Here is a 24652-nt window from a genome sequence, read left to right as displayed (position 1 = left end):
TTTTTAGCTTTATAATTGCTGTATTCTGTATACAGTATTCACAAAGCCAGTCAGGAAACAAGGAAAATCTGCGCCATGTCCAAAAGCTCGGTCATCGTTGTCGGAGGCGGCATAGTCGGCGTCATGACAGCGCTTACACTGCAACGGCGCGGCGAGGCCGTGACATTGATCGACAGGTGGGAGCCGGGACATTCCCGTGCATCTTCAACAGATTACAACCGAGTGATTCGCGCCATATCCGGACGGGACGAGTTCTATACACGCTGGGCGCGCGAAAGCCGCCTGCGCTGGCTGGAGCTGCAAGCCGAAAGCGGCCAGAACCTGATGTATGAATGCGGCGCCTTGATTCTGGCGACAGCGGGGCATTGCGACTGGGAAGACGCAACCGCACAAACTTTCGACCGGGTCGGGGTGCCCTATTCCAAATTCGGTCGGCAGGATATCGAATCGCGGTTCCCTCAGTTCAAGGTCACCGACATCGAATATGCGCTGTTCGAACCCGAGGCCGGAATGCTGATGGCGCATCGATGCGTTCTGACCGGTTTGGATCTGTTCCGAAAGGCAGGAGGCAAAGTACAACGTAGTCGCGTCACCACGGATGGATCGGAACGTCCGATGCTTGACGGCAAACCGCTCGAGGCCGATCTGATCATCATGGCGACCGGCCCATGGATGGCCGACATGTTTCCCAGAACGATCAAGCCGATCTCGACCGTGGTCGGCGTCAATGTCCTCTACACTTCGACACCCGACGGGTCGGAGGATTTCGACATGAGCCGGATGCCCTGCTGGATCGATCACGGGCAAGGGTCATTTGGTCTGCCCTCGTCCGAAGGATCCGGCGTGAAGGCGGCGGTTGTCATCCCGGACAAGATCGATCTGGACAATGATGAACGGCTGATCCGCCAGGAAACGCTTGGCCGCACACGCAGCTATATCCGCCACCGGATTCCGGGTTTAGAGGGGCAACGTGTCGTGGATTCCAAGTTCAACCAGATAATTCTGACCCCGGATACACATTTCATTGTCGACTGGCACCCCGAGCATGAAAACGTGCTGTTCGCCGGCGGATGCTCTGGCCATTTGTTCAAGCACGCCCCGGTGTTTGCAGAATTTGCCGCAGGCGTTGGGCTGAAGGATTTTGGGACCGCGGACCGGTTCAAGATCAGCGGCCGCAGAAAGCTGAGCCCGAAGGAAAGCCCCAGCGGACGCTAACCATCCAAGAGGGCGCGATAAATTCCAGCATTCGGGCATTTGCCCTGGGGAAGACGCGCGCCCGCCCGAATTGCGTCACGGCAGGTTTCGGCCTGAAGGCAGTGCCCGCATTTTTCCGCCAGTTCCAACCCCAGCTCCGGGTGCGCGTTCAGGTCTGCCTCGGTCAGTCCGAATTGTCCGGCCATGGCGAGTATACGCTCTCGTGCCTGCGGTGCGCCCGATCGCAACATGGCCAGATCCGCGCGGGACAAGCCAAGGTCCGAAAGCTCTCGGTCACTCAGGTTTTCATCCCGAGGCGAGCTGACAATGCGCGCTATTTTATGAAAGAAATCTGTGTATCCCGACATCTCGCGGCCTCCTCCACCACGTTATGGATACAGTATACACAGTGTTTCAAAGCCGGAATTGATCAGGATCAAGCGGGTTTTCAGGTCTTACGGCCGACCGCAGGCCTTGCGAAACAAGTCAACCGCCTGCGCGGCGGCCAGATCCTTCGACACATGTGCGGCTTTAATCGAGGCCAGCCCCTCATCCGCCTCTTGCGGTGCAAGAAACACGTCGCGCCCGCGCACGAACAATTCACGCAGATGGCTTGCCCGGTATTCGGGATGGAATTGCACGGAACGGGCCGGGAAATTATAATCCAAGGCCCCTACCGGGCAGTGATCCGCCGACCCTGTCACGCGCGCCGAAGGCGGAACATGCGTGACCTGATCCTGATGCCAGACAAAGGCATCAACGCTGCTCCCGCCATAGTCAAAGCCTCGCGCGCCGACGACATTGCCGATCTCGGCCTTCTCGGCTTTGCCGCCATAGACATCCGCCATGATCTGATGACCAAAGCAGATGCCAAAGACCGGCTTGGCATGATCCCGGCACAACTCCAGGAAATCGCGAAGGGGCCGCATCCACTCCGTGTCATCGTAGACGCCGAATTCGGACCCTCCGACAACAACCCCATCAAAATCCCCGAGCTGAGGCAATGCCTCGCCGTCGACCACATCCACCGTGGAAAATCGGGCTTCGGGCAGATGTGGTTCAAGCCATGCGCGGATCTGCTGGGCCGTACGCGGCAGCCCCTCAAGCAGCGGCAATGGATGAAGGGTCAACTCAAGAAGTGCTATCCTCACCAGTCGAAGGCCCGGTCGATGCCCGCCATCTTGACGCCGGTAAAGGCCGAGGCCTGAAAGCTGAGCGCGCGCAGATCTTCGGTTTCCAGATTGTGCACCGAAGATTTGCCGCAGGCCTTGGCAAGCGCCGTGATCTCCATTGTCATCGCGGTCAGATACCGCGCGACGCGCTCTGCACCTGCATGCGGGTTCATTCGCGCCTCAAGGTCAGGATCCTGCGTTGCGATCCCAACCGGGCAACGGCCCGTATGGCAGTGATGGCACGCCCCAGGCGATGTTCCCAGCGCCTGGTAATCGTCCAGATATCTGGGAGTATTGCATCCCAGCGCGACCATCGCGGCATTCCCGATCATGACCGCATCCGCCCCAAGCGCCAGACATTTGGCCGCGTCCACCCCTGATCGAATACCCCCCGCGGCGACAAGCGAGACCTTGCCGCTCATCCCGCACTCATCCAACGCTTCGCGTGCCGCTCGTATGGCACTCATGGTCGGTATGCCCGTGTGATTCAGCAGCAACTCGGGTGACGCACCGGTGCCGCCCTCGGCCCCATCCACCACAACCACATCCGCGCCCGCCTTTGCAGCCACGGCCACGTCGAACCGTGGTCGCGTGGCCCCCATCTTGATGAAGATCGGCACCTGATAGTTCGTGGCGATCCGCAATTCCTCGATTTTGACGGCCAGATCGTCGGCCCCAAGGAAATCGGGATGCCGGATAGTGGATCGCTGATCGACCCCTTCGGGTAAAGTGCGCATTTCGCTGACCCGCGGGCTGACCTTCATTCCCAGCAACAGACCGCCGGTGCCCGGTTTGGCCCCCTGCCCGACCACCAGTTCAAGTGCATCGGCGCGGCGCAGGTGATCCAGATCGACCCCATAGCGGGCGGGCGACATCTGGTAGAGCAGGCGTTGGGAGGCTTCGCGCTCCTCTTCCAGCATGCCGCCTTCGCCGGTGCAGGTCATGGTGCCCACCTTCGAGGCACCATAACCAAGCGACGCCTTGGCCGAGGCCGAGAGCGCGCCGAAAGACATCGATGCGATATAGATCGGGATTTTCAGTTCCAGTGGCCGTTCCACCAATCCGCGCCCGCCGCCCAGAATCGTCGTCGTATCGCAGCTCTCGCGGTATCCTTCCAGCGGCAGGCGTGTCATCGTCGCTGGGACAAATGTCAGATCGTCGAATGTCGGCAACTGCTTGTTGAACGTGTTGTAGCCACGCACCTGATACCGCCCAAGCTGCGCCAATGCGTGAACTTCCGATATCGCTTCGGGCGTCCAACGGGTTGATCCCCCCTCATCATAAGACGAAGGCACACCGGCCGGTCGTCCATCGACCGCGCCTGCGTCGCGGAACCGTATTTCTTCCTCTGACGCGACTTCGAACGGGTAGTCATAAGGTTTACTCAGATCATGAGCCATGCGCTTGCGTCCCTGCTTTCAAAATACCAAAGGCGCTGGCCAGAGACCATTTTGCGCCAGTTACGAGAGCTGTCGACAAGCCCCAGAGGGTCTAGGATCGCATCGACCTCGGCCACCTCTTCGGCAGTGGGTTCGATCACCGAGACGTCCACACCCAGACTGTCGACTTCGCCTGCGACCCAAACCTCGCCTTCCCACAACGCGTCCGCACAGGATTCACCCGCACCGCCCAGCGCAATGATGCGGCCCGCATGCGCCATGAAACCGGATTGGTATCCGATCTTGCCCTCGACCACGATGTTGCCGCCCTTCATGGCAACACCGACACGCGGCCCGGCATCACCTTTGACATGAATGGTGCCGCCAATCATCGCAGCCCCGCAGGACATGCCCGCATAGCCACCGACAGTGATGTGACCCTTGGCCATCCCTTCGCCCACGGCCCACCCGCAATTGCGTTCGATGGAGATGTTGGCGCCAGTGTTCAGTCCACCGCAATAGTATCCCACCGAACCTTCGAAAGTGATGTCCACATTATCCGGCAGGCCCACGCCCAGATTGTGTCGCGACAGCGTATCGACAACCCGGATCGGCCGTCCTGATGCGCAGGCTGCCATGATATCCCGGTTCACCTCACGAATGTGCCGCTTGCCGACTTCGATGACGATTTCATCCATCTGTCTTGCTACCTCGCTCATGCTGCCAGGCTCCGGTTGCCGACACCCCAGATGCCGGTCAGCGATGGGCCATCATAGTTGATAACGTCGCATTCCTCGGCCATCACGCGACGAACAGCCTGTTCTTCGGTCGCGGCGGCCAGATCCCCATTGCGATTGACCACCACCAGCGGCTTCATCGCGAACCGATCCTTGGCAAATCCGATCCCGTCCGGCGTTGCGATCATGTAGGTGAATACCCCGTCGATAGAGGTAATCGACTTTTTCAGCGCCTGTTCCATCGTCAGGCCCGCTTTCATCTGGTCACTGACCCAGACCGCAATCAACTCGCTGTCATTCTCGGTCAGAAAGCGATAGCCCTTTCGGCTCAACTTGTCGCGCCAAGTGAAATAGTCGGTGATCTGGCCGTTATGCACGATCGCCACATCCGAAAACGGCCGCGCCCAAAACGGGTGTGAAGCGTTGGGCAGAACCGAGCTTTCCGTCGCAAGCCGCGCGTGGCCAAGACCATGGGTGCCGATGATGTCGCGCACGCCATGCTTTTCGGCAACCGCTTCGGCCCCGCCGATATCCTTGATGATCTCAAGACTACGGCCGCAGGACTGCACTTCGAACCGGTCCGTCAGCTCATCTGCATCCCGCACCCAGGCCTGCAAATCAATCGGGTCCGAGATTTCCGCACGAAAGCAATAATGCCGGTTCTCATCGGTTACGATCTTCGGATCGGACAGAAAGCCAGAGCTGTGATCCTTCAACACCGCCTCAAACGCATTCAGGTCAGCATCCTGCCGGGATTTGTCAAATCCCATCCCTCGTAAAACATATCCGGTGTCTCGTGGCGGCCCATAAACTGCAAACCCGGTGCTGTCTGCGCCACGGTGTTCCTGCGCATCCATCAGGTCTACCAAGTCCGCCCCGACCTGCCCGGGTGCGGTAAGAATCCTTCCAGCGATTCCACACATGAAGAGCTCCCTGTTCAACTGTGTCTGTATACTGTATACAGTACACGGACAATAGCAAGCCCATTCGCCTTGGCACCAGATGCTTTTTTGAATACAGAATTCACAAAACACGGAAAGAGAGGCTCTGAGTGGCTCTGAAACAGATAAAAACACAGCGCAGAAGACTGGCGGACGAGGTTTATGATCAGTTGGTCGAAGCCATAATGAGCCGCGAAATCTCTGCCGAAGATCGATTGGTTCAGGAAAAGCTGGCAGCGGAACTGAACATCAGCCGCACCCCGGTTCGCGAAGCCCTGATGCGGCTGGAAACCGAAGGGGTTCTGGAAGTCGCCGCAAGCGGTGGTTTCCGGCTGGCACGCATGGATCAAGCCGAAGTCCGGCAACTGTATCAGGCCCGCGCCGCAATCGAAGGTCAGGCTGCCCGGATTCTTGCGGCCCACGCAGACCCCGCGGTTCTGGAGGGTTTGCGCGAGCTGATTCGTCGTGAGGAAAACCTGACCAACCCTACGACGCGCGACTATTTCATTGCCAACCGGCGCATTCACCGCGCCTTCATGGTTGAAGCGGGAAACAAGTTCCTGCTGGACATGTTCGACATGATCTGGGGCAAGGCCATGGCCTTTCACCTGTTTTCCGCAATCGAAAATGTCGATATCTCACAGTCTCTGGGTGATCATCAGGCGCTTGTCGACGCGATTGAAACCGGAGACGTGACAGAAGCACTGGAAACCTTTACCGCCCATATTCAGGCCGGGTTCGATTTGCAGATCGAGGGGCTGAAAGAAGCGGACAACGGCTGACGCACAGAACCATAGGCAAAGCGGACCGCGCCGGTTCGCCTGACTGAAACCGGCTCATGCATCGTGTGCAATGCCATCAAGGTATCCGCGCGCTGTTCTGACGGCGTCATGACAAAACGGTCATTTTCGTATATTATTGAAATCTCTCATTACAAAGACGCTCCGATTCCATCGGAGTTGATATTTGAACGACACGTTTTTCCACAGGCGGTCCCAAGTCGACTATTCGACCACCTCAGATTCCGGAGAGAGAAATGAGTGCTGACGAAAACGACAATCGCAAAGAACACGAATACACCGAAAGCGAAAAGACAGATCCGGAATGCCGGTCTGTCGATGACAGGCTGACCGCGATCGAGCAGCGCCTCGACCAGTTGATGCGCGTCATTGAACCAGGCCCGGAAGACAGGCTGGAAACCGTCGAACATCGCGTGGACGCGCTTTTGACATCCATCGAATCCCTGGGCGAGCTGGGTAATCATTCTTCTGATTTCAACCCCACGTCCACCGGTCCTGCCTTCGGCTTCGTTGACGCCGGCAGCGTTGGCGCTCCGACGCGCCGCACGTTCAGCTGGGCCAAAAATTGCTGCAAGAACTGGTGCAGCATCCGTGCCAGCAGCAAAGGGTGCCATCCAAACGCCTGCTGAATGACAAATCCCGTTTGGCGGGGAAGATTGTTTTGTTCCATGTCTATTTCGACAACGCGGATTGATGCGGCAATACAGTCCATTGCAGGGTCGATTGTTGCGGCCCCGATCAGAACTGATGCGATCGGACTTGGAAGCGCCGTCGCCGGAGAGGCGCTGGCATTGCTGGCGGCAGACAAGTTTCTGAAAGATGATCGCGTGCGATCCGCCGCGTCACGTCGCCTTGCGACCATTTGGGCTTGCGACCGAGACCTGCGCGGAGCCCCTGTTTCTCTGTTCGATGGCCGCGCCGGCCTTGGGTTGCTGGCCTGTTATGCTCTGGACGCCAATCCACACGATCCCGAAGCGCAACTGGCGCTTGACCGTGCCCTGCGTTCGGTTGCGCAACGCCTTCTCGAAGCCCCCTGGATGGGGCACTTCGATCACGTGTCCGGTCTTGCGGGTATATCCGTATTTCTGTGCGAACCGAAATCCCGGGCAGCCCGTCTTGGGGGAAAGTCGCTGTGCCTGCGTTTGGCAGAGGAGCTTTGGAGGCACTCGGCACGCACAGAACGGGGGCTTGCGTGGACAGAACCTTTTTCCTCACCGGAAGACGAGACCGGCCCCCTGAAAACAACGCGGTACCTCGTCAACATGGGGCTGGCGCATGGTTCTCCCGGCGCCGTTCTGGCTCTGGCCCGCCTGGGTCGGCGGCACGCGTTCACGCCGCGACACATCGAAGACCTCAAAGACGCGGTCCTGTTTCTGCTTTCGCACCGGGGCGCGTTTTCAGACAGCGGCCTGTCATCCTGCTTTCCCTGCATGTCAGCGCTCAGTCATGCCTGGGAGGTACCGTCACGTCTTGCGTGGTGTTATGGCGACCTTGGTATCGTATACACCGCGCTCGCGGCGGCGAGGCTGGTGGGTATGGAGGACGAAATACGCGATGTCGCATCGCGGGTTCTGATATCCTGCGTCGACAGACCTTTTCATGAGACGGGTATCAATGACGGCGGGCTGTGCCATGGCGATGCCGGAATTGTGGTGATGGCCCTTGCCATTCGATCGCTTTATTCCAAAGCAGACGTCGATCCTCTGATTGAAAAGCACGCCAAACGGCTTTTGTCCCTCGTTGAACGGGAATTGAGCCCGGACGGGCTTCCCGCGATCGGCGCAGGCTGGAAGACGTTTCAATCGACGGATCTTTTGACCGGGTCGAGCGGCGTTTTGTTGGCACTGCTTGCCCTAAGGGACGTGGGTTACCTCGGATATCTGAAGTTCATGGGGCTGGATGTTGAACAGAATGTCCACTGCCCGTCCCATCCGGAACCGCACAGCTCTCGTCCGTTCCTCGGAATTCGTGTATGTACGCGTTCACCGCAGCACGATCTTGGCGGAGTCACAAAAAGCACCCGAAAAAAGGATCTGGAAAAGCGTGCTTCAGATTTAATTCGCGATCCGTCCTTTGCCTTGTCGTTGTTCATTGCACGACCCGGGTTTTTCTCGAAGGTCATGCGGGAAATCGAGAAAGGCGAAGGCCTCTCCCCCGCAGTCCTCGGCACATTGTTTCGGTTTGTTTACAGAATGTGTTTCCGCCCGACGCCGTTCGGCGCATTCGCGGCAGTGGGCACGGCAGCACCTGTTGCAGGCAAGGACATCGTCACCGTGGCAGACCACCATCTGGATATGGATCTGGACTGTGGGTTTTTGTCCCATATTGCCGCCGGACTCGCAGAGACGCAAAGAACGAGGGTGCGATGCAATCCATCGGCCTGGTGGGAACAGGACGTTCTGCACTGGATAACCAACGGTAATCTCGACGGGCCCTGGAACCACGAACAGATCATTGCAGCGGCGGATTCCGATCTGGCAGAGTTCATCTTTGATGTCGATTCCGTCCCGATTTCCGATCTGGAAACGGCCCTCAAAGACCGCCCTTTCAAATCTGCCGTGACAATCTCGGATCTCTGTCGGTCCGAGGCTCTGATTCCACAGAAAGACCCAATACTTCTGGGGCATGACGCAACCGCCAGAACCCTGAAGCGGCTGGAAAGAGATATGACCGCCCGTCAAAAGAGAGGCTTGGCGGCGCTCGGGCATGCTCTTGATGCCGCGCGTGAAACCCCTTCGATGATCGCGTTAAAGCAACTGGGGCGAACAGCTGACTCTTTCGCCCCGGGTTGGAGAGGTGATTTTCTGCATGTCGATGCGCATTGCGTCGGCACGTTGGAAACTCCACTGCGCGCGGTGCAGGCACTGACCGACGCATGGAACATTTTGGAAAAGATCGGCTTTCGCGTGCCAAAACCAAACCGTTTTCTGGAATTTGAACGGCGTTTCCTTGACCGATACGGTGACCGCGCCGTGTTGCTGGGTCAGGCTGTGGATGCCGAAAGCGGGCTAGCATATCTCGGCATGCCGCTGCGAATGGATTTCGTTACAGGTACGGGGTCGTCAAGTGATGCCCCCAGGCAAAACCTTCAGGAATTTCCGCTGGAACCCGATTGGGACGCGCGCAAGTGGGTGCTTTGCGCGCAGGATATCGAGATCCTGCATGCCCGCAACACGGATCAGGCCCCTTTCGCCATCCAAGATGGCGTTCTTCTGAGCAAAGTAGGACGCAGCTCCGGGCACAACCCCGTCTGGACGGCCTATCCCGAAGGAATTTTTCCGGGCGGCCCCAAGGCGATTTTCGGCCGTTTCTCAAGGCGAAATCAGTTGATCGCAGACGCGTTGATGCAACACAGCCCCACGCGTGAAGAGGATTCAACAATTGTCGAAGCAGACATCCTGTGCGCCACGGACCCCCGGTCATCAAACATCCTGAGGCGCGCCAGCCTTTCCCGGTGTGTCATCGAGATCCTCGGCGACAGCGGGTTACCGTCCGAACAGAGGATTCCGCTGCACGATCTGTGGATTCGTCACGATGGCAGTCGGTTCCGGCTGTTCTGGGGCAGCCAAGGCGTCGAGGTCATTCCACAGTTGCATGCTGCGCACCAAAGCCCTCCCGGGGCGCCCGCTGTCTATCTTCTGCTCATCGACATCGCCATGCACATGCGGCAACCGTCGGTGATCTGGTCGTGGCAATCGCAAAGCAATCGGAACCGGCTGCCCAGGGTCCGTGCTGGAAATGTGGTCCTTGCACCGCAACGGTGGCGGCTTTGTATCCCGACAGAGATGGTCAGGTCAGGCAAAGCGGAATTCTGGATGGAAGCCAACCGACAAAAACTGGAGTTGCCGCGATATGTGGCCCCCACGGATGAGGCCAGCGACATGGCCACGCCATGGGATCTGGACAACCCTTTTTCCACTGCCAACCTGATCAAGACGTTGAAAAAAGGGCCGCTTTCGATCTGCGAGTACCTTCCGGCGCCCGAGGATTGGTGGATCGACTCGCCGCATGGTCGATTGGCCTCTGAACTGGTTTATGCCCCAGCAAAGCCCGTTGATACGTCCTTTGTCGAATACGATGCCAACCCGACCGCATGGCAACCGCTGGGGCACGGCACTGATGAGGCCGGATCATGGTTGTATCTGCGGCTTTTCGGGGATGCCATAAAGCTGGAACAGTTCCTGAAACTGCAATCGAACAGGTTGACGCTTTGGCAGAAACGCAACCTGATCGAGAACTGGTTCTTCGTAAGATATGCAGACCCGGAACTTGAACTGCGCCTCCGCATCAAATTTTCAAACGATCATGACAGAGTTCTGAGGAACCGGGTGCTTGTTCACTTGCAGAAAACGGCCGGTGGATTGGTGGACAGGTTTCTTGTTGACGAATACCTGCCTGAAACGGCGCGCTACGGCGGAGAACTGGGGCTCGGCGCATGCGAGAGGATATTCGGCGCCGACTCGATCACTGCGCTTGACGTACTCAACGATCCGAAGATCAGCCGGTCCAGACGGTGGATGGCGTCAGCCGCCAGTATCGATGCCCTGTTCGAAGATTTGGAACTGCCCACAGGTGTTCGGCTGGCGATCTCCGAGCGCTGTTCGCAAAACTACGGCGGCGGCCCGGCGTCGCGCCGGATTGCGCGTCGCGCTACTGGAAAGGAATGGAAAAGTGCATGCGTTGTTCTGAGTGAACTCGGTGTGGGCAAAGGCATTCAATCGCGGCCATCGCGCTGGAACGCACGTGCCGCCAGGCTTTATCCGGATATTGGACGCCTTCAGCGAGAAGAACAGGATGGCAGGTTGGGAAACAGCTTGGCCGACGTTCTGGGAAGCCTCGCTCATATGTCCATCAACCGGATCCTCCACTGGGGAACCGCCGCGGAAGAGGCGGTCATCCACGAGGCGCTGTGTCGACATTATCGAACCACATTGAACCACGGGTGGAAATCGCCCTAGGCGGCATGCTCATGGCAGTCGGTTGGAACCTGAACCCTCCGTCCGAAACATGGGCTGTCCACACATACCCCCTGCCCCTGAGTGAAGCATCCGGCGCATGAGGTAAGGAAACGTGGATCACTGCGCTTTTGACCGACAGCGGGACACCTCGGAACCTGGATCACACTTTTACAGCACGCGGCGTTTTGGGACCTGTCGACTTACCGCGTAACCTGCAAGCGCCGAAAGCGATTTTGCCACGCCGCCCCGTGGCACGGGGCTTAGCGCCGCTATTGCTTGATCGCGGTATTCTTCGGGCAATTGCTGCCTCTTGATATGGCGCGTGGCCGGAGAAAGCTCTGCCAAAAACCGCGCTGGGTCGCGGTGACTGAGGAAAGCACGGACTGCCGCGCCCCCAGTTTGCCGCTGGGCTGCCTCGAGAACAGGCACGCTGAACAGGCCGCTCGAGAGGTCTGACGCAAATGGGGTGCTGCCCGGGGGGCGGTCCAGGGCAAGTTCATCCTCGGTCAGCAGGTAAGCCAGGCCAAGATTCTCGCCATAGTCGCGAAGGGCACCTGACAGATCGTTTTGTTCGGCAAGCATCGCGCCGAGTTCGCAAGGCAGTCGGAAGAATGCAGCCATGCATTGCCGCATCTGCGCGATGCGCTTTTCGACAGCCATATCCGGTTGCCATGCAGTCCGAAGCTCGGACACTCGGCCTTCACAGGCCGAGGCCATGGCACTCAGGATTGATGGCATCAGATCCGGGCAGTCCCGTGCGCCGACTTCGTGCGCCTTCGCCAAAAGGTAATCACCTGTGAGTATCCCAAGCTTGTCGCCCCAGTTGGCCGTGGCGTCGGCTGTTGCGGCCGCAGCCTCGATCCCTCGAATGCCGCTTTGGGCAAGAAACCCCAGATACGCAAGCTCCAGCGCGGTTGCCGCGGCACGACGCCTTTTCGCCTCAACATCACCCAGATAGGACGTCAGCAAAAGCAACAGCGAAGGTCGAAACGCAACCATGTCAGCCCGCTTGCCCGCGAAGGACATGCGCGTCAGAAACGGCCAATCGGTGCGCACGATGTAATTGAGGCGTGCGCCCACATCGCGCAGGTCGTCCCCAAGCGGCATCTCGGGCACTCGCACAAGGGGCGATACGTCATCCAACATGGCGCTTTCCACATCACCGCCAGTGCCTTCAGGCACCAAAACGGCGCGGCGCAGCATGTTGTGAACGGGCTTTTCGCTTTCGAACGTATCGTCCAACACGCGCCAGATGAACTCGTATCGGCGGCTTGCGCGGTTCCCGAGCGTGAAGTACCCGGCAAAGCGATCCCCCAACAAAAGCGCATAGTCTTCCGCCGCCACCCAAGGGCCTGCCCCTGTGCGGAGACATCGATCAGTGGTTTGAGCCGCAAGCGCACCGGATTCCAGCGCAAAGCTAATTCCTTCGCCTGTAAACGGGCTGATAAGACCGGCGGCGTCCCCAACCAGCAACAGACCCGAATGGGCGGCGCGTTCCGGTGCGAAATCGAATCTCAGCGGTGCACCCAAGGTTGTGCCGGACAACTGAATGCCCGAATATTCCGGATAATCCTTGCGGAGCACGTCCAGAAATTGATCGAACAATGTCCTGACATTGGTGTCAAACGCCCTGCAGAACAGCCCGACACCGACATTTGCAGTTCCCTTCCCCGTTGGGAATGCCCAGCCATAGGACGGCAACAAGTACCGGTCCGTAACATCAGTCAAAGGCAGCATTATTTCGAGCAGTCGCGGATTATCTCCGCAGCCATCGACATAACCGCGAAGCGCGGTGCCATAACCTTGTTCCGGTGTTTCCCGCAATCCCGCCGCTTTCGCCAATCGAGACGCGGCCCCGTCTGCGGCGATGACCATGTACCCGGTCAGAACCACCGTCGTGCCATCCTGAATCCGAGCGGTGACACCTGTGACAGTCCCGCTTTCATCCGTTACCAGATCGTCGGCGCGGCATTTCGGCAAGAAAGCCGCTCCTTCCGCGCGGGCCTGACGCAAAAGACAATCATCCAGTATCAAACGGGGTACAACCAGCCCATAGTCGTCTTCGCCTTCGTATCGAAAATCCCGGTGGCCCCTTTTGCGCATATGGACACGCACACCTTCGACCTCCTGCTGATCTGTAAGCGCGGACAGAATGCCAAGGCGTTTCAGCTGAGAGATACCGGACCGGGTGATCCCGTCTCCACAGCTTTTGTCCCGAGGGAAATCCTCTCGGTCGATCAGAATGACCTTTCGACCTCTCCGCGTCAGCTCGATGGCGGCAGCGCTGCCGCCGGGCCCCGCACCGACAATGATGGCGTCCCATGTCTCGGCCGCGGCTTCCGCAGGTGTCGCAAGCGGCAGATCCTCGGCAAAAGGGCCGTAACCGTCCATGTCAGGCCCTCCTTTCGACAGAAAGCCGGGCGAGGTTTGCCAGCGAGGCGCGCAGCACATGATCGTCAAGCCCCGAGATGACCTGTACGGCCGCTTCGGATTTGTCCCGCGCCAACTGTTCCGTAGCTTCCACCGCGCCCGAATTGCGAATGATCTCTACAGCGCGCGAAATATCCGCATCCTGCATTTCAGCCAGCCTCAACCTGGCCCGCAATTCATCGGCGGCCTGACCGTTCTGACCCAGGCACAGGAGCACCGGCATCGTATAGGCCCCTTCGCGCAGATCAGAGGCGGACCCCTTTCCAAGTTCCGCGCTGCTTGCAATGTAGTCCAGAACATCGTCGCGCAGTTGAAACGCAAGGCCCAGGCACTTTGAATAGGTGATCAGTGCGTCTCGATCCTGATCACTTACGTCTGCCAACATCGCCCCCAACGATGCGGCGAGAACAAACAGCTCGGCCGTCTTGCCCTCGAGCATTTCAAGATGCTCTTCAATGGTCCAATCGGCGTTGTAGGCGTTTTCTGCTTCGCGCAACTGCCCCAGACACAGCGCAGCGCAGTGTTTGCCGGCCAGTTCAGAGGCCTTGGGGCTGATGGACTCCAACAGGTTTATTGCACGGGCCAGAATGAATGTTCCGGCGAAGCTGGCGATGGGTGAAGACCAGCGACGGTTCACGCTTTCCGCTCCACGCCGAAGTTCGGCCCGGTCCATGACGTCGTCATGATAGAGCGACGCCACATGGATCATTTCGACAGCCGCCGCCGCCTGAATTGCGCGCTTGCGGCCTTCTGTGTCGGTGAGGCTTCGCGCGGTAAGCAGCAGAAGAATTGGCCGCAACCGTTTCCCGCCAGCCCCGATAAGCCAGTGGGCTATCTCTTCGAATCCCGGCTGGTCCGAGGCGACGGCATCCAACATGGATGCTTCAACCTGGGGTATCGTGGCCCGGACCTGTTCGTCTTGCAACCAGTCAGACATCCGCAATCTTGCGGAACTGCGCCAGCGTCTTCTGCAAACGCTTCGACCTGAGCGCCGCTTCGGAGTTCCTGATGAAACTGTCGTAGCCCTCGTGCAATGCTGCGGACTCGGCGCGAACGACAATCTCACCACGGTGGAAAGCGTCCATTACGGTCATCCTGCCTTCGGATATGGCCACAAGTGCTTCCGGTGAAATCGCGCCGACGCCCCGACCTTTCCCTTTGCGCTTTTGGCTCGGGTTGATGAGAACTTCACCGCTCATCACCGAAACTTCGACCGACCCCATACCAAAAACACCAACCGTTGCACTGGCGCCCTCGTACTGCTTGACCAGTTCAGCATATTCCTTCTTGGCGTCCGCCTTGAAACCAGCCAAAGCATCTTCGGCCAGTTTTTCGACTGCCTTTGCACCCTCTTCCGGCTGCATCCGCTGTTCATAGTCTGCCACGTTCGTATCCTCCGTTCAAAAATATCCAAATCAGACCGAGCCGACCGCCGCCCGAGCATCCACACGCCCGGCGCCCTGCTGCGTGGTCGGTGCGCCGATATCGACGGCGGTGGCCATGAGAACTGCCTTGATGTCAGCCGGCAGCAGTGTCGGGTTTCGCTGCAACATCAGCGCCGCGACCCCTGCGACATGGGGGCAGGCCATCGAGGTGCCGCTGGCCTCGAGATGAAGCGGATCTATCACCGTCGCGCCGCCATTCATGTCATTGCCGGTCGCCGATCGCGATGCCACGATATCCACGCCGGGGGCGGTGACATCCGGTTTGTCGCGTCCATCCGGCGTTGGTCCGGGACTGGAGAAACCGGCCATGTTGTCGCTGTCATCGCTTGCGCCGACGGTGATCACGCTCTGCGCAATACCCGGACAGCGAATGCGCGTGTCATAAGTGCCGCAACTGTCATTGCCCTCGTTGCCCGCGGCCACCACAAAGGTCACCCCGGCTGTCGAAGCCGCATCAGCGGCGACACATAAAACGCATGTTCCGTCCGGATCGACCCAATTGCCGTTTCTGTGCGAAAAGCCCCAGGAATTGGAAAGAACATCCATCCCGTCCGCCACGGCCTGTTGGATTGCCGCAACGCAGTTTGGAGCGTTCCCGCTGCCAAACTGATCCAGCAGCTTGTAGTCGTGGATGACCGCCCCCGTGGCGACACCACGGAACGTCGCGCCGTTGCTGGCGACAACGCCCGCGCAATGCGTACCGTGCCCGTTCAGGTCGCCCAACCCCTCGCCGGTAAAATCCTGTTGGGTTCCGAAATTCCCGGCAAGTTCGGGATGTGTCTGGTCCACGCCCGTATCCAGAACGGCAACATCCACTTCTGCACCGTTGATCCCGCTAGCTTCCACGACATCGGCATTGATCAGCGGACGACTGTTGTCCAGGTCGACCAGGATCTGGTTTTTGCAATGAGCCATCTTCAGGACATCGGCGCGCCCCGCGATATCCGTAAGGCGCTGATCATCGGCAAGGACAACCAGACTGTGAGTCAGCCAAAACGACCGCTCGACTTCAATCCCCCGCTCTTCAAAGCTTTTGGCGATTTTGCCCACCACGTCTTCACCATGGCGTCGGTGTTGCAAGATCGAACGGCGGCGCTGGCGCCGGTCGAACGCACGGGGCGGGCGATCCGGCGATGCCCTGCCGCTGCGCAGCGAGACCAGCACGCGATGCCGGGGAAGCTGGGCGGTTTCCGTTTGGCCAAGCAGGGCGTTCAGGCGCGCCTCTTTTCGGTTGGCCAAGAGGTCGCGCAAGATAATGCTGTCCATCTTCGAAATGGACTCGCTGCCAAACTCGGCACGAAGCTTCTCGATTTCACGACGTTCCGCTCTTTCGAAGCGATCAACGTGTTCCCGGCTTAACTCGGACATTTCGTGCTCCTTTAGATCATGGTCTTATGGGGTTTTCAGGAATGGCCTGACGTTTGGTGGAATGGGTGATCATCACCACGGAAGGATCGTTGGCCATTGTCGCGATGGCCCCGGGCGAAAGTTCAACGGCAACACTGTCGATCAGCCACAGTTCGGTAATCCCGACACCGCCCAGGTTTTCCAGGGTGCCAACCAGGGGCCGTGTGCGTCGGCGGAAATAGTCTTCGCGTGCCTTCGTTTCGGCGCGCCGGAAAGAGGGCGCATTGCCTTCTGTGTCTGGCGCCAAGCGCAATATGACCTGCACCGAGTGCCCATCATCACCGTCTGTTACGGCCTTCGCCAATTCCGATTGCAGCTGCGTGTCCAGCTTGCCCCAAGCCGCCTCAGACAGGCCGAACGGATGGGGGCTGTTGGTTTCGGTCAAGGTTCTGTCCTCCGTGGTCGTCTCTGCACTGAACATGGCCGGTGCGACGGCACGGTCGAAGCGCGGGTTCACGACAATGCCGGGCCCCGGTTCAGGCTCTGCCGAAGGCGTACTGCGCGGGTGTTCCGGCCGGAAACACAGCTCGATCAACGCCGCTTCCTGCGCACGCATCGCGAGGGTCACCATACCGCTCGCCTGAACCTCGATGATCTGTACCCCCTGCTGCTGCGTTCCTGTCTGGGTCGTCAGGACATTGCCCGCCGCATCAAGTGCGATGATCGTTATGGGCTTTCCGCCAGCAAAGCTCAGCTTGAGGCGGGCCCAGTCAGCAACGACCGGCAGATGGGCAAAGACACCGGCGATGGAAAGCAACAATTTGGGTGTGCCTTGCGGCTGGAACCCGCCAATGATCTGAAGAAGGCTGCCCTTGGTCGGCAGGAACCGCACACCGCCGACGTTCAATACCGGATGGCGGGAAGGCAGTTTCTGGCCGCGTAAATCAATGCAACGTTCACGCGGGGGAATTTCCGGATCGGGCTTCGGCTGCTCCGGACAATGCGGCTGAATCGCGATGAAAGCGCAATCATCAATGTAGCCAAGCGCATCGTTGCGCGGATCATCTCCGCTGAACTCCAGAAATACCGTCACGGCTTCGGCTTCCGCCGTCACGCGGCCCCGCAATTGCCGCCAGGCACCGTCCAGATTGCCGGTCCACCATTCCACCCAGGGCGCCCGCGGATCATCACCACCGCGCGGATCCAACCCCAAAGCATAGCCGCCTGCGTCGCCGGCCTCCTTCGCGAACCAACACGAGAATTCATAGTCCCATCCCGGGTTCGAACCCAGCGATTGCCACAGGCCGACACGAAGGCCGCGCTGTGCGATGACCCTTTGGGACCTGTCCCCGGTCCGGACGATGCAACCTTCGCAGTCAAAGGCATCGGCGGGGATCGGGGCCAATTGCGGAACGGGATTTCCCTTTCCGGCGTGAAAGGCTGCCAAGTCGGTCAGCCATGCATAGGGTGTCCAGAACCGACCGACATTGCCCGCTGGAAGCGGACGGAAACCATCTTCGAAACCGGGGTTCAGCAAATGCACGACCCGGACGGTCAGGTCGTCCTGACCAAAGGCGCCATCGTCATCCATGACGGTACAGACGGCCCGGAAGTCACCACAGTTTTCATAGATATGCGAGGCGGTCGCCGTGCCTTCGGCTGCCGGTGGTTCGTTCGTTTCCTCGATCAGGGCCGTGCGGGGTTCGCTGCAATCGCCGAAATCCCACTTGGCCGTATGCGTGTCGCACCAGCCGGGATCCCGGAAATCGGCGACAAGCGTGATCGGTGTGCAGACATAGGCATAAAGGTCCGGGCCAGCTTCGACCTCGGGCGGAACATTGGTGACGGTGACACGCAAGGTGTCGATGGCCTCGCCGCCGTTGACGTCGCGAATACGCACCGTGACGGTGTATTCGCCATTGTCGCACCAAGCATGGGTCACGGTCGACGTGCCTGTCGCCGCAGGAGGAGCATTGGTTTCAGAAATCACGCCGGGTTTGGGCGCGTGGTGATCACCGAAATACCACATGGATTCGTGGGTGTCGGGGTATTCGACATCTCGGAACCGTGCGACCAGAGTGACCTCTTCGCCCTCCTGCACCGTCAGATCAGGGCCGGCATCCACTGTCGGCGGCACATTTTCGACGGTAACAAGCGAGAAACTGCGACTGCGCGCGCCACCCGGCTGGTTGATCGTCAGCGCATGTTTTGCGGTGTAGACACCGCTTGCAGCATAGACATGCTGAATCGAGGGCAAGACCGCGGCCGGTGTTCCGTCACCCGGCAACCACTCGTACCCCGCGTCAGGATGTTCATTCGCAGCCGCAAGCGACATGGCCGATGCGGCCGCACCCGACCGTGCCCCGCCCGAATCCGCCGGGACGACATCCGTGGCTTCGCAACTGCTTATGACAGTGAAATCTCCGGCAATTTCAAGACCGTCGGTATCAATTACGATCGGGTCCGAGAATACCGCTTCGACCCGCCCGATTCTGGCAAGGTTCTCCGGCCAGCCGGTGATACCCGTGACCGTATTCGTAACTTCATCTGACAGGATTTCACTGCCCATGCTTTCGGCAATTCCCCGGACGACAAGGGCCACGATCACAACGACCAATGCGCCCAGAATTCCGAAAGCGCCGAATGACAATATCGCGGCGATTGCCGTCAGCACCCAAAGCAGCACGGATTCTTCGGGATCGACATCGCTGTCGATTTCAAAGTGATCCATTTGCTGTCCACCGGTTGGGCCCAACGAACCGTTCGGCTGCCAGCGCAATCCGACATCATTGAAAAAGTCGGCATCCACATCAATACTGCCCAGGATCGCGTCTACGACCGTCACCTTGCCCGATATTCTGATCGCCCCAGTCCTGAGGCTCACGTCCAGATCGGTCAGCCGGACTTCGCGCCCGTCAGGTGTAAAGGTCTTCGGAAGGTCATCATCCGACAATTCGGCTTCGATGCGCGCCGTTTCAATCGATGCTTCGACCTGGGCCGCGCTGATGGCAATTGCAAAATCCCTGTCAGCAGGAATGAAATTGGCAAGCCCGCCTACGTCACCGCCGCCATCATCGTTCAAGGCGATCGCCAGAAACTCGTTTGTCACACCAACGGTGATGCTGTCGACTTCAAACTCTTCGTCCGTTGCCTCTGGTCCCCAGATGTAAACGAAATCGCGGGCCTCAAGATCCTGATGAAAAAAGTCGCCGATGAATTCTTCGATCTCGGCCACTGTCGGGGCCGCAATTGAAATCTCGCCCAGCCCACTGGCCAATTCCTGCCCCCGTGACACCAGTTCGCTGGATATCTGGGCGTCGAGGTCAATCGCGACCAACGGGATCGCCGCCAGTTGATCACGGTTGTCGATGTAATTGTCACCCTCTGGCCCATATTCCGGACCGGCGGGGTTGATCGCGTCCACGGTAACGGTGGCCGCGTTCAAATCCGTGCGGAATTCCGAACCGACCCGACTGAAAGGTGCCGTGATGTTGATCCGCGTTTCGATCCCCATGGGGTCCTGCGGATTGAAAAAAAGCTGTACCGTCGGCCCAACGACAATGTTGAACATCCGCAGATAAACCGGCAGCGAAATTGTTATGTCACCGCCTGACACGGTGGTTTCAATATCGTGCGCCGCATCCGAGGCGTCGTTGAAGATTTCCGCATGGACATCCGTCGTCAACGCTCCCAAGGCAAATTGCAGCTCGGTCTCATCGATGACATGGGGGATGGAGGGAAAGGCCGGATCGATCGGTCCGCCGGGGCCGCCGTTCTCATAGGCTTTGTCCACGAATTCGCTTGCGAACAACTCGATATTGGACGCAATCGGATCGCCGCTGGTCAGCGTTGCGGACACCTGGTTGCGAGGCAGGCCATCCAACAGCCATCCCACATCCTGACGCCCGGGAATTAGACCAATCGGCGCAGCCGCAGCAAGATCGGCCGTCATCGTCAGCATTTGCGCCGATGGAACCGGGGGGTTTTCGATTTCGATCTGGATCAGGACACCAAGTTGAATTTCGGCACCGGTGATGTCCGGGCGCAAGCTGGCGTCCAACTGGTCTTCGGGAATCTGAACCGACCCGTCAGCTACGACAAAACCGCCAAAGGTTTCACCTGCGGGAACATCCATGAATTCGGGAATGCGGCCTTCATCGCCGGGATCATCGTCACATTCCGCGGACTTCCACGCCCCCCGAATGACCTTTCGCAGGACCTCTTCCGAGGCTTCGACGACAACTTGGTATCCTCTTGTATTTGCCATCCTGACGTCCTCGGTGTGACGGCGCGAGGGAATCGCGCCCGGGTGTCTTCAAGCAGTGCCGGTGACAACGGCGCGGGGCGTGATATTGACTAGCCTACGTTTCCCGGTTCGCACGGCACGATACAGCGCCTCGGTCGCAAAACGCGGTGTCGATGCATCAAGTTGCCGGTAGGCAAGTAACGGAGCGATGATTTTGTGCGCCTTGCCCAGTGCTTCCAGCGGGTCGGGAATCTTCACGGGCTCAGTCAAACTTGGATCGATCCCGGCGACGGATTTGCCCTTGGCTTTGCCGGGAAATCGACGCGCGATTTCCGATGCCTTGACCCTGGCCACCTTCACTTTGGAGGTGGAATAGCGCACTTTTCGCATCGGCAAGGACAAGGGAGACAGGTCAGGGCGTTTCGAAGCCTCATCGACCAGCTTCAACTCGTCGAAAAGTACCACAGCAAGATCGTGTTCCTGCCCGGGATCAAATTCATGCCCGGACGCGGCGAAAATCTTCTTCCGCAAGCTTTTGCGTTCAACGATCTGTTTCTTGGAGAACCGCGCTCTGTCCTCCAGCTCAAGTCGGCCAGACAGGTCCAATTCGAACCCAAGCTCCTCAAGCGCCAACACGGGGTTAATCAGCGCAGCACGAGCAAGCTCTGGGGTGACATTCAAACGGGCAGCAATATCATGCACTGCTGCTTGAACGTCCTGAAACGTAGCCATAGCAGCCTTCCAATTACGAAATAAACGTAACTCTTGAACGCTTGGAACTGATATATAGATACTTTGGGAGTCTTGCTTCACGATATATTTTTAAAGCGATTCCGTCAATGAGCCGGAGACGCCGCAAGGCTGACTTCAACCCGATCGCGTAACTTTATTTGTCGCGTCGCTGGTTGTATCGGACGGGTTTGTCGCGAAAAATGCAGCCCGGAATACAGGCCCTGACCATCTGTCGACAACGGCAGTGCGGAACCATCCCGCGCCACGGCCAGGGGTGGTGGTTTCAAGCAAAACCGCCAATCGGGACGCCGCCACATTGTGCAAGCATCCCGCGGCCCCACGCCTTCAATCCGTCCACAACACCTCGCGCCCCTCTTCCCCCGGACCACATCACCTGCCATAATGGGGGAAACTCAAAAACAAGAGCAGCACCCATGCCCGACGATCTGTTGACGCCAGAAGCGACCACAACTTATGACGCCTCCTCGATCGAGGTGCTCGAAGGTTTGGAACCGGTCCGCAAGCGACCTGGTATGTATATCGGCGGCACGGATGAACGCGCTTTGCACCATATGGTGGCCGAGATCCTCGACAACTCGATGGACGAGGCAGTGGCAGGCCATGCCAACCGGATCGAGGTGGAACTTCACGCCGATTACGCCCTGACCGTGCGCGACAACGGGCGCGGCATTCCGATCGATCCGCACCCCAAGTTCCCCGACAAATCCGCACTCGAGGTGATCCTGTGCACCCTGCACGCGGGTGGCAAATTCTCGGGCAAAGCGTATCAGACCTCGGGTGGTCTGCACGGCGTGGGCGCCTCGGTGGTGAATGCGCTTTCGGATTCGATGGTCGTTCAGGTGGCCCGCGACAAGCAACTTTATGAACAACGTTTCTCGCGCGGTGTCCCCTTGGGCCCAGTGGAAAAGGTCGGCGCCGCCCCCAACCGGCGCGGTACCACAGTCACCTTCCACGCTGACGACCAGATCTTTGGCCACCACCGGTTCAAACCCGCCCGCCTGTTCAAATCCATCCGGTCCAAGGCCTACCTGTTTTCGGGCGTCGAGATTCGCTGGAAATCCGCCATCGATGACGGCGAGACGCCCACCGAGGCCACCTTCCACTTCCCGGGCGGGCTGTCGGACTACCTGAAAGAGACGATGAATGGCTCATCGACCTATGCCGACCAACCCTTTGCCGGAACCGTGGATTTTCAGGAGAAATTCGGAACCCCCGGCAAGGTCGAATGGGCGATCAACTGGACGCCCTCGCGCGACGGGTTCATCCAATCCTACTGCAACACCGTCCCCACGCCCGAAGGGGGCACCCATGTGGCCGGGTTCTGGGCCGCAATCCTCAAGGGGATCAAGGCTTATGGCGAGTTGATCAACAACAAGAAAGCCGCCCAGATCACGCGGGAAGACCTGATTGCAGGGGGCTGCGCACTGGTGTCCTGCTTCATCCGCGAGCCGGAATTTGTCGGCCAGACCAAAGACCGCCTTGCCACGGTCGAGGCGCAGCGGCTGGTGGAAAACGCGGTCCGCGACCACTTCGACAACTGGCTGGCCGCCGACACGAAATCCGCCGGCGCGATCCTCGACTTCCTGATCCTGCGGGCCGAAGAACGCCTGCGCCGACGGGCCGAGAAGGAAACACAACGCAAGTCCGCCACTAAAAAACTTCGTCTTCCCGGCAAGCTGGTGGACTGTTCCAGTTCAACACGCGAAGGCACCGAACTATTCATCGTCGAGGGCGACTCGGCCGGCGGCTCGGCCAAAATGGGGCGCGACCGCAAAACGCAGGCCCTACTGCCCTTGCGCGGCAAGATCCTCAACGTGCTGGGCGCAGCCAGTTCGAAACTGGGCACCAATGCCGAGATCAACGACCTGACACAGGCGCTGGGCGTGGGGCTGGGCAGCAAGTTCAACCTCGACGATCTGCGCTATGACAAGGTCATCATCATGACCGACGCGGATGTGGACGGGGCGCATATCGCGTCCTTGCTGATGACATTCTTCTTCACCCAGATGCGCCCGATGATCGACGCGGGCCACCTGTACCTGGCCTGCCCGCCCCTGTATCGTCTGACCCAAGGCGCCAAACGCGTTTACTGCCTGGACGAGGCCGAGCGCGACGAGTGGCTTGAGAAAGGTCTGGGAGGCAAGGGCAAGATCGACGTGTCCCGCTTCAAGGGTCTGGGCGAGATGGACGCCAAGGACCTGAAAGAGACCACGATGGACCCTAAATCCCGGAAATTGATCCGGGTCACCATTGACGAAGACGAACCCGGCGAAACCGGCGACCTGGTCGAGCGACTGATGGGCAAAAAACCCGAACTGCGGTTCCAGTACATTCAGGAGAACGCGCGGTTTGTTGAGGAGTTGGATGTTTGAATTTCTGTCCTCTCTCTATGCAAACAACGGTGACTACATCAATGGCGTAGCTAGTACGATCTCAATTCTTGGAGCTTTCTTTTGGCTCAGAGGTCACAAAGAAAGGAAAAAGAAGAAACTCTTCTTTCAATGGGTAAGAGAGGAAAGAATAAAGACCAACTTACCTAAGGGGTTCGACATAACCATTTCGAATGGGGAAGCGAAGGGCCATAGCCTAGTGACTGATGTCATCACGTTGTTGAACAACACCGATGTTGTTTTGACAGATGAAGATTTCGCCAAGCCTATCGCGATTCCCAAGAAGAACAAAAACACTGTGTTTTCTAGCATAGTGATTGACAGCAACAACGGTTCTCACGCGATGTTGTCGGATCAACAAGAAGCAATTATTCTATCGGACGTTTACATTCCCCGGGGAAACTCTCTGACTATTTATGTTGCACATGATAGCGCCATCCAAAAGCACTTGCATGGTGACTTAAAGAACTTACCAAGTCTTGCAGCCAAGAAGTATCTTAGGCCATCTGATACTTGGCAATTTGGACTGATGAGCATTGTACTCGTTTTAGCAAGTTTTATTTTGATATTTCAGTATTTTCCTCCACTCGATGGCTCCGAAACTGCCAGCCTTGGCTACAAGGTGTTTAGAACGGTCACTCCCATTTTTATTTTCCTTGCGTCAATCCCCATCCTTATGGATGTTCTTCCACGAAAGTTAGATCCCTACCTACGAAGGTTTTTTGGCATTTCCAAAGAGGAATACCTGCACACTAGTGAAACCGTTACTTTTGAATGCGAGGCTAAGATTAAGAATTAAACGTACACGAAGCGAACACCAGGCATTTGTTAACGCCTATTGAACTTTTTTCATCATCATG

General features: G+C 58.4%; 18 protein-coding genes. 7 read left to right on the top strand and 11 right to left on the bottom strand.

What is annotated here, in order from left to right:
• Positions 1 to 75: 75 nt before the first annotated feature.
• Positions 76 to 1215 carry an FAD-dependent oxidoreductase gene (locus GOW09_RS15350; RefSeq protein ID WP_171119484.1) on the top strand — a complete coding sequence of 380 codons (1140 nt, stop codon included), beginning with the start codon at positions 76 to 78 and terminating at the stop codon, positions 1213 to 1215.
• Here GOW09_RS15350 and GOW09_RS15345 read toward each other — a convergent pair.
• The 5 genes from GOW09_RS15345 to GOW09_RS15325 form a co-directional block, all read right to left on the bottom strand.
• The gene (locus GOW09_RS15345; RefSeq protein ID WP_171119483.1) at positions 1212 to 1562 is read right to left on the bottom strand and encodes a DUF1127 domain-containing protein; all 351 of its coding nucleotides are present in this window, start codon (positions 1560 to 1562) and stop codon (positions 1212 to 1214) included. The two genes, GOW09_RS15350 and GOW09_RS15345, sit on opposite strands and share 4 nt — an antisense overlap.
• Positions 1563 to 1649: 87 nt before the next feature.
• On the bottom strand, positions 1650 to 2345 hold the full coding sequence (locus tag GOW09_RS15340; RefSeq protein WP_171119482.1) for a type 1 glutamine amidotransferase: 696 nt from the start codon (positions 2343 to 2345) through the stop codon (positions 1650 to 1652).
• On the bottom strand, positions 2342 to 3766 hold the full coding sequence (locus GOW09_RS15335; RefSeq protein ID WP_171119481.1) for an FMN-binding glutamate synthase family protein: 1425 nt from the start codon (positions 3764 to 3766) through the stop codon (positions 2342 to 2344). The genes GOW09_RS15340 and GOW09_RS15335 overlap by 4 nt, the downstream gene beginning before the upstream one ends.
• A complete protein-coding gene (locus GOW09_RS15330) occupies positions 3751 to 4464 on the bottom strand; it encodes a glutamate synthase (protein WP_171119480.1) in 714 nt (237 codons plus the stop codon). Before GOW09_RS15330 ends, GOW09_RS15335 begins: the two co-directional genes overlap by 16 nt.
• A complete protein-coding gene (locus tag GOW09_RS15325) occupies positions 4461 to 5405 on the bottom strand; it encodes a glutamine amidotransferase (protein ID WP_171119479.1) in 945 nt (314 codons plus the stop codon). Before GOW09_RS15325 ends, GOW09_RS15330 begins: the two co-directional genes overlap by 4 nt.
• A gap of 128 nt (positions 5406 to 5533) precedes the next feature.
• Here GOW09_RS15325 and GOW09_RS15320 point away from each other — a divergent pair, with 128 nt between their 5' ends.
• The 3 genes from GOW09_RS15320 to GOW09_RS15310 all read left to right on the top strand — a co-directional run bounded on the left by GOW09_RS15320 (position 5534) and on the right by GOW09_RS15310 (position 11181).
• Positions 5534 to 6205: a GntR family transcriptional regulator gene (locus tag GOW09_RS15320; protein WP_152457489.1), complete on the top strand. Its 672-nt coding sequence runs from the start codon at positions 5534 to 5536 to the stop codon at positions 6203 to 6205.
• Positions 6206 to 6459: 254 nt separating this feature from the next.
• Positions 6460 to 6852, top strand: coding sequence for a hypothetical protein (locus GOW09_RS15315; protein ID WP_171119478.1), 393 nt, complete (start codon positions 6460 to 6462; stop codon positions 6850 to 6852).
• Positions 6853 to 6891: 39 nt separating this feature from the next.
• Positions 6892 to 11181: a thiopeptide-type bacteriocin biosynthesis protein gene (locus GOW09_RS15310; protein WP_171119477.1), complete on the top strand. Its 4290-nt coding sequence runs from the start codon at positions 6892 to 6894 to the stop codon at positions 11179 to 11181.
• Between the two features lie 168 nt (positions 11182 to 11349).
• Here the strand turns inward: GOW09_RS15310 and GOW09_RS15305 are convergent, their stop codons facing one another.
• The 4 genes from GOW09_RS15305 to GOW09_RS15290 are packed head-to-tail and all read right to left on the bottom strand — an operon-like array spanning position 11350 to position 15971.
• Entirely contained in the window at positions 11350 to 13572 is a 2223-nt protein-coding gene (locus GOW09_RS15305; RefSeq protein WP_171119476.1) for a geranylgeranyl reductase family protein, read from the bottom strand.
• A gap of 1 nt (position 13573) precedes the next feature.
• Positions 13574 to 14548, bottom strand: coding sequence for a polyprenyl synthetase family protein (locus GOW09_RS15300; protein ID WP_171119475.1), 975 nt, complete (start codon positions 14546 to 14548; stop codon positions 13574 to 13576).
• Positions 14541 to 14996 (bottom strand): hypothetical protein, encoded by a 456-nt coding sequence (locus GOW09_RS15295; protein WP_152457484.1) that lies wholly within the window; start codon positions 14994 to 14996, stop codon positions 14541 to 14543. The genes GOW09_RS15300 and GOW09_RS15295 overlap by 8 nt, the downstream gene beginning before the upstream one ends.
• Before the next feature lie 30 nt (positions 14997 to 15026).
• A complete protein-coding gene (locus GOW09_RS15290) occupies positions 15027 to 15971 on the bottom strand; it encodes a S8 family serine peptidase (RefSeq protein WP_171119474.1) in 945 nt (314 codons plus the stop codon).
• Here GOW09_RS15290 and GOW09_RS15285 point away from each other — a divergent pair.
• Complete coding sequence (locus GOW09_RS15285) at positions 15963 to 16415, top strand: hypothetical protein (protein ID WP_171119473.1); 453 nt, start codon at positions 15963 to 15965, stop codon at positions 16413 to 16415. The two genes, GOW09_RS15290 and GOW09_RS15285, sit on opposite strands and share 9 nt — an antisense overlap.
• A gap of 25 nt (positions 16416 to 16440) precedes the next feature.
• Here GOW09_RS15285 and GOW09_RS15280 read toward each other — a convergent pair whose 3' ends face one another.
• Positions 16441 to 20670 carry a PKD domain-containing protein gene (locus GOW09_RS15280; protein WP_171119472.1) on the bottom strand — a complete coding sequence of 1410 codons (4230 nt, stop codon included), beginning with the start codon at positions 20668 to 20670 and terminating at the stop codon, positions 16441 to 16443.
• 48 nt (positions 20671 to 20718) lie between these two features.
• Entirely contained in the window at positions 20719 to 21462 is a 744-nt protein-coding gene (locus GOW09_RS15275) for a hypothetical protein (RefSeq protein ID WP_217360282.1), read from the bottom strand.
• A gap of 353 nt (positions 21463 to 21815) precedes the next feature.
• Here GOW09_RS15275 and parE point away from each other — a divergent pair, with 353 nt between their 5' ends.
• Positions 21816 to 23774 carry a DNA topoisomerase IV subunit B gene (gene parE / locus GOW09_RS15270; protein WP_171119470.1) on the top strand — a complete coding sequence of 653 codons (1959 nt, stop codon included), beginning with the start codon at positions 21816 to 21818 and terminating at the stop codon, positions 23772 to 23774.
• Complete coding sequence (locus tag GOW09_RS15265) at positions 23767 to 24591, top strand: hypothetical protein (RefSeq protein WP_171119469.1); 825 nt, start codon at positions 23767 to 23769, stop codon at positions 24589 to 24591. The genes parE and GOW09_RS15265 overlap by 8 nt, the downstream gene beginning before the upstream one ends.
• Positions 24592 to 24652 lie beyond the last annotated feature (61 nt).

Origin of the sequence: Ruegeria sp. HKCCA5463, assembly GCF_013034175.1 — a bacterium.
GTDB lineage: Bacteria > Pseudomonadota > Alphaproteobacteria > Rhodobacterales > Rhodobacteraceae > Ruegeria.
The sequence above is the reverse complement of the archived record's forward strand: the minus strand, read 5'-3'. Positions and strand labels throughout refer to the sequence as shown.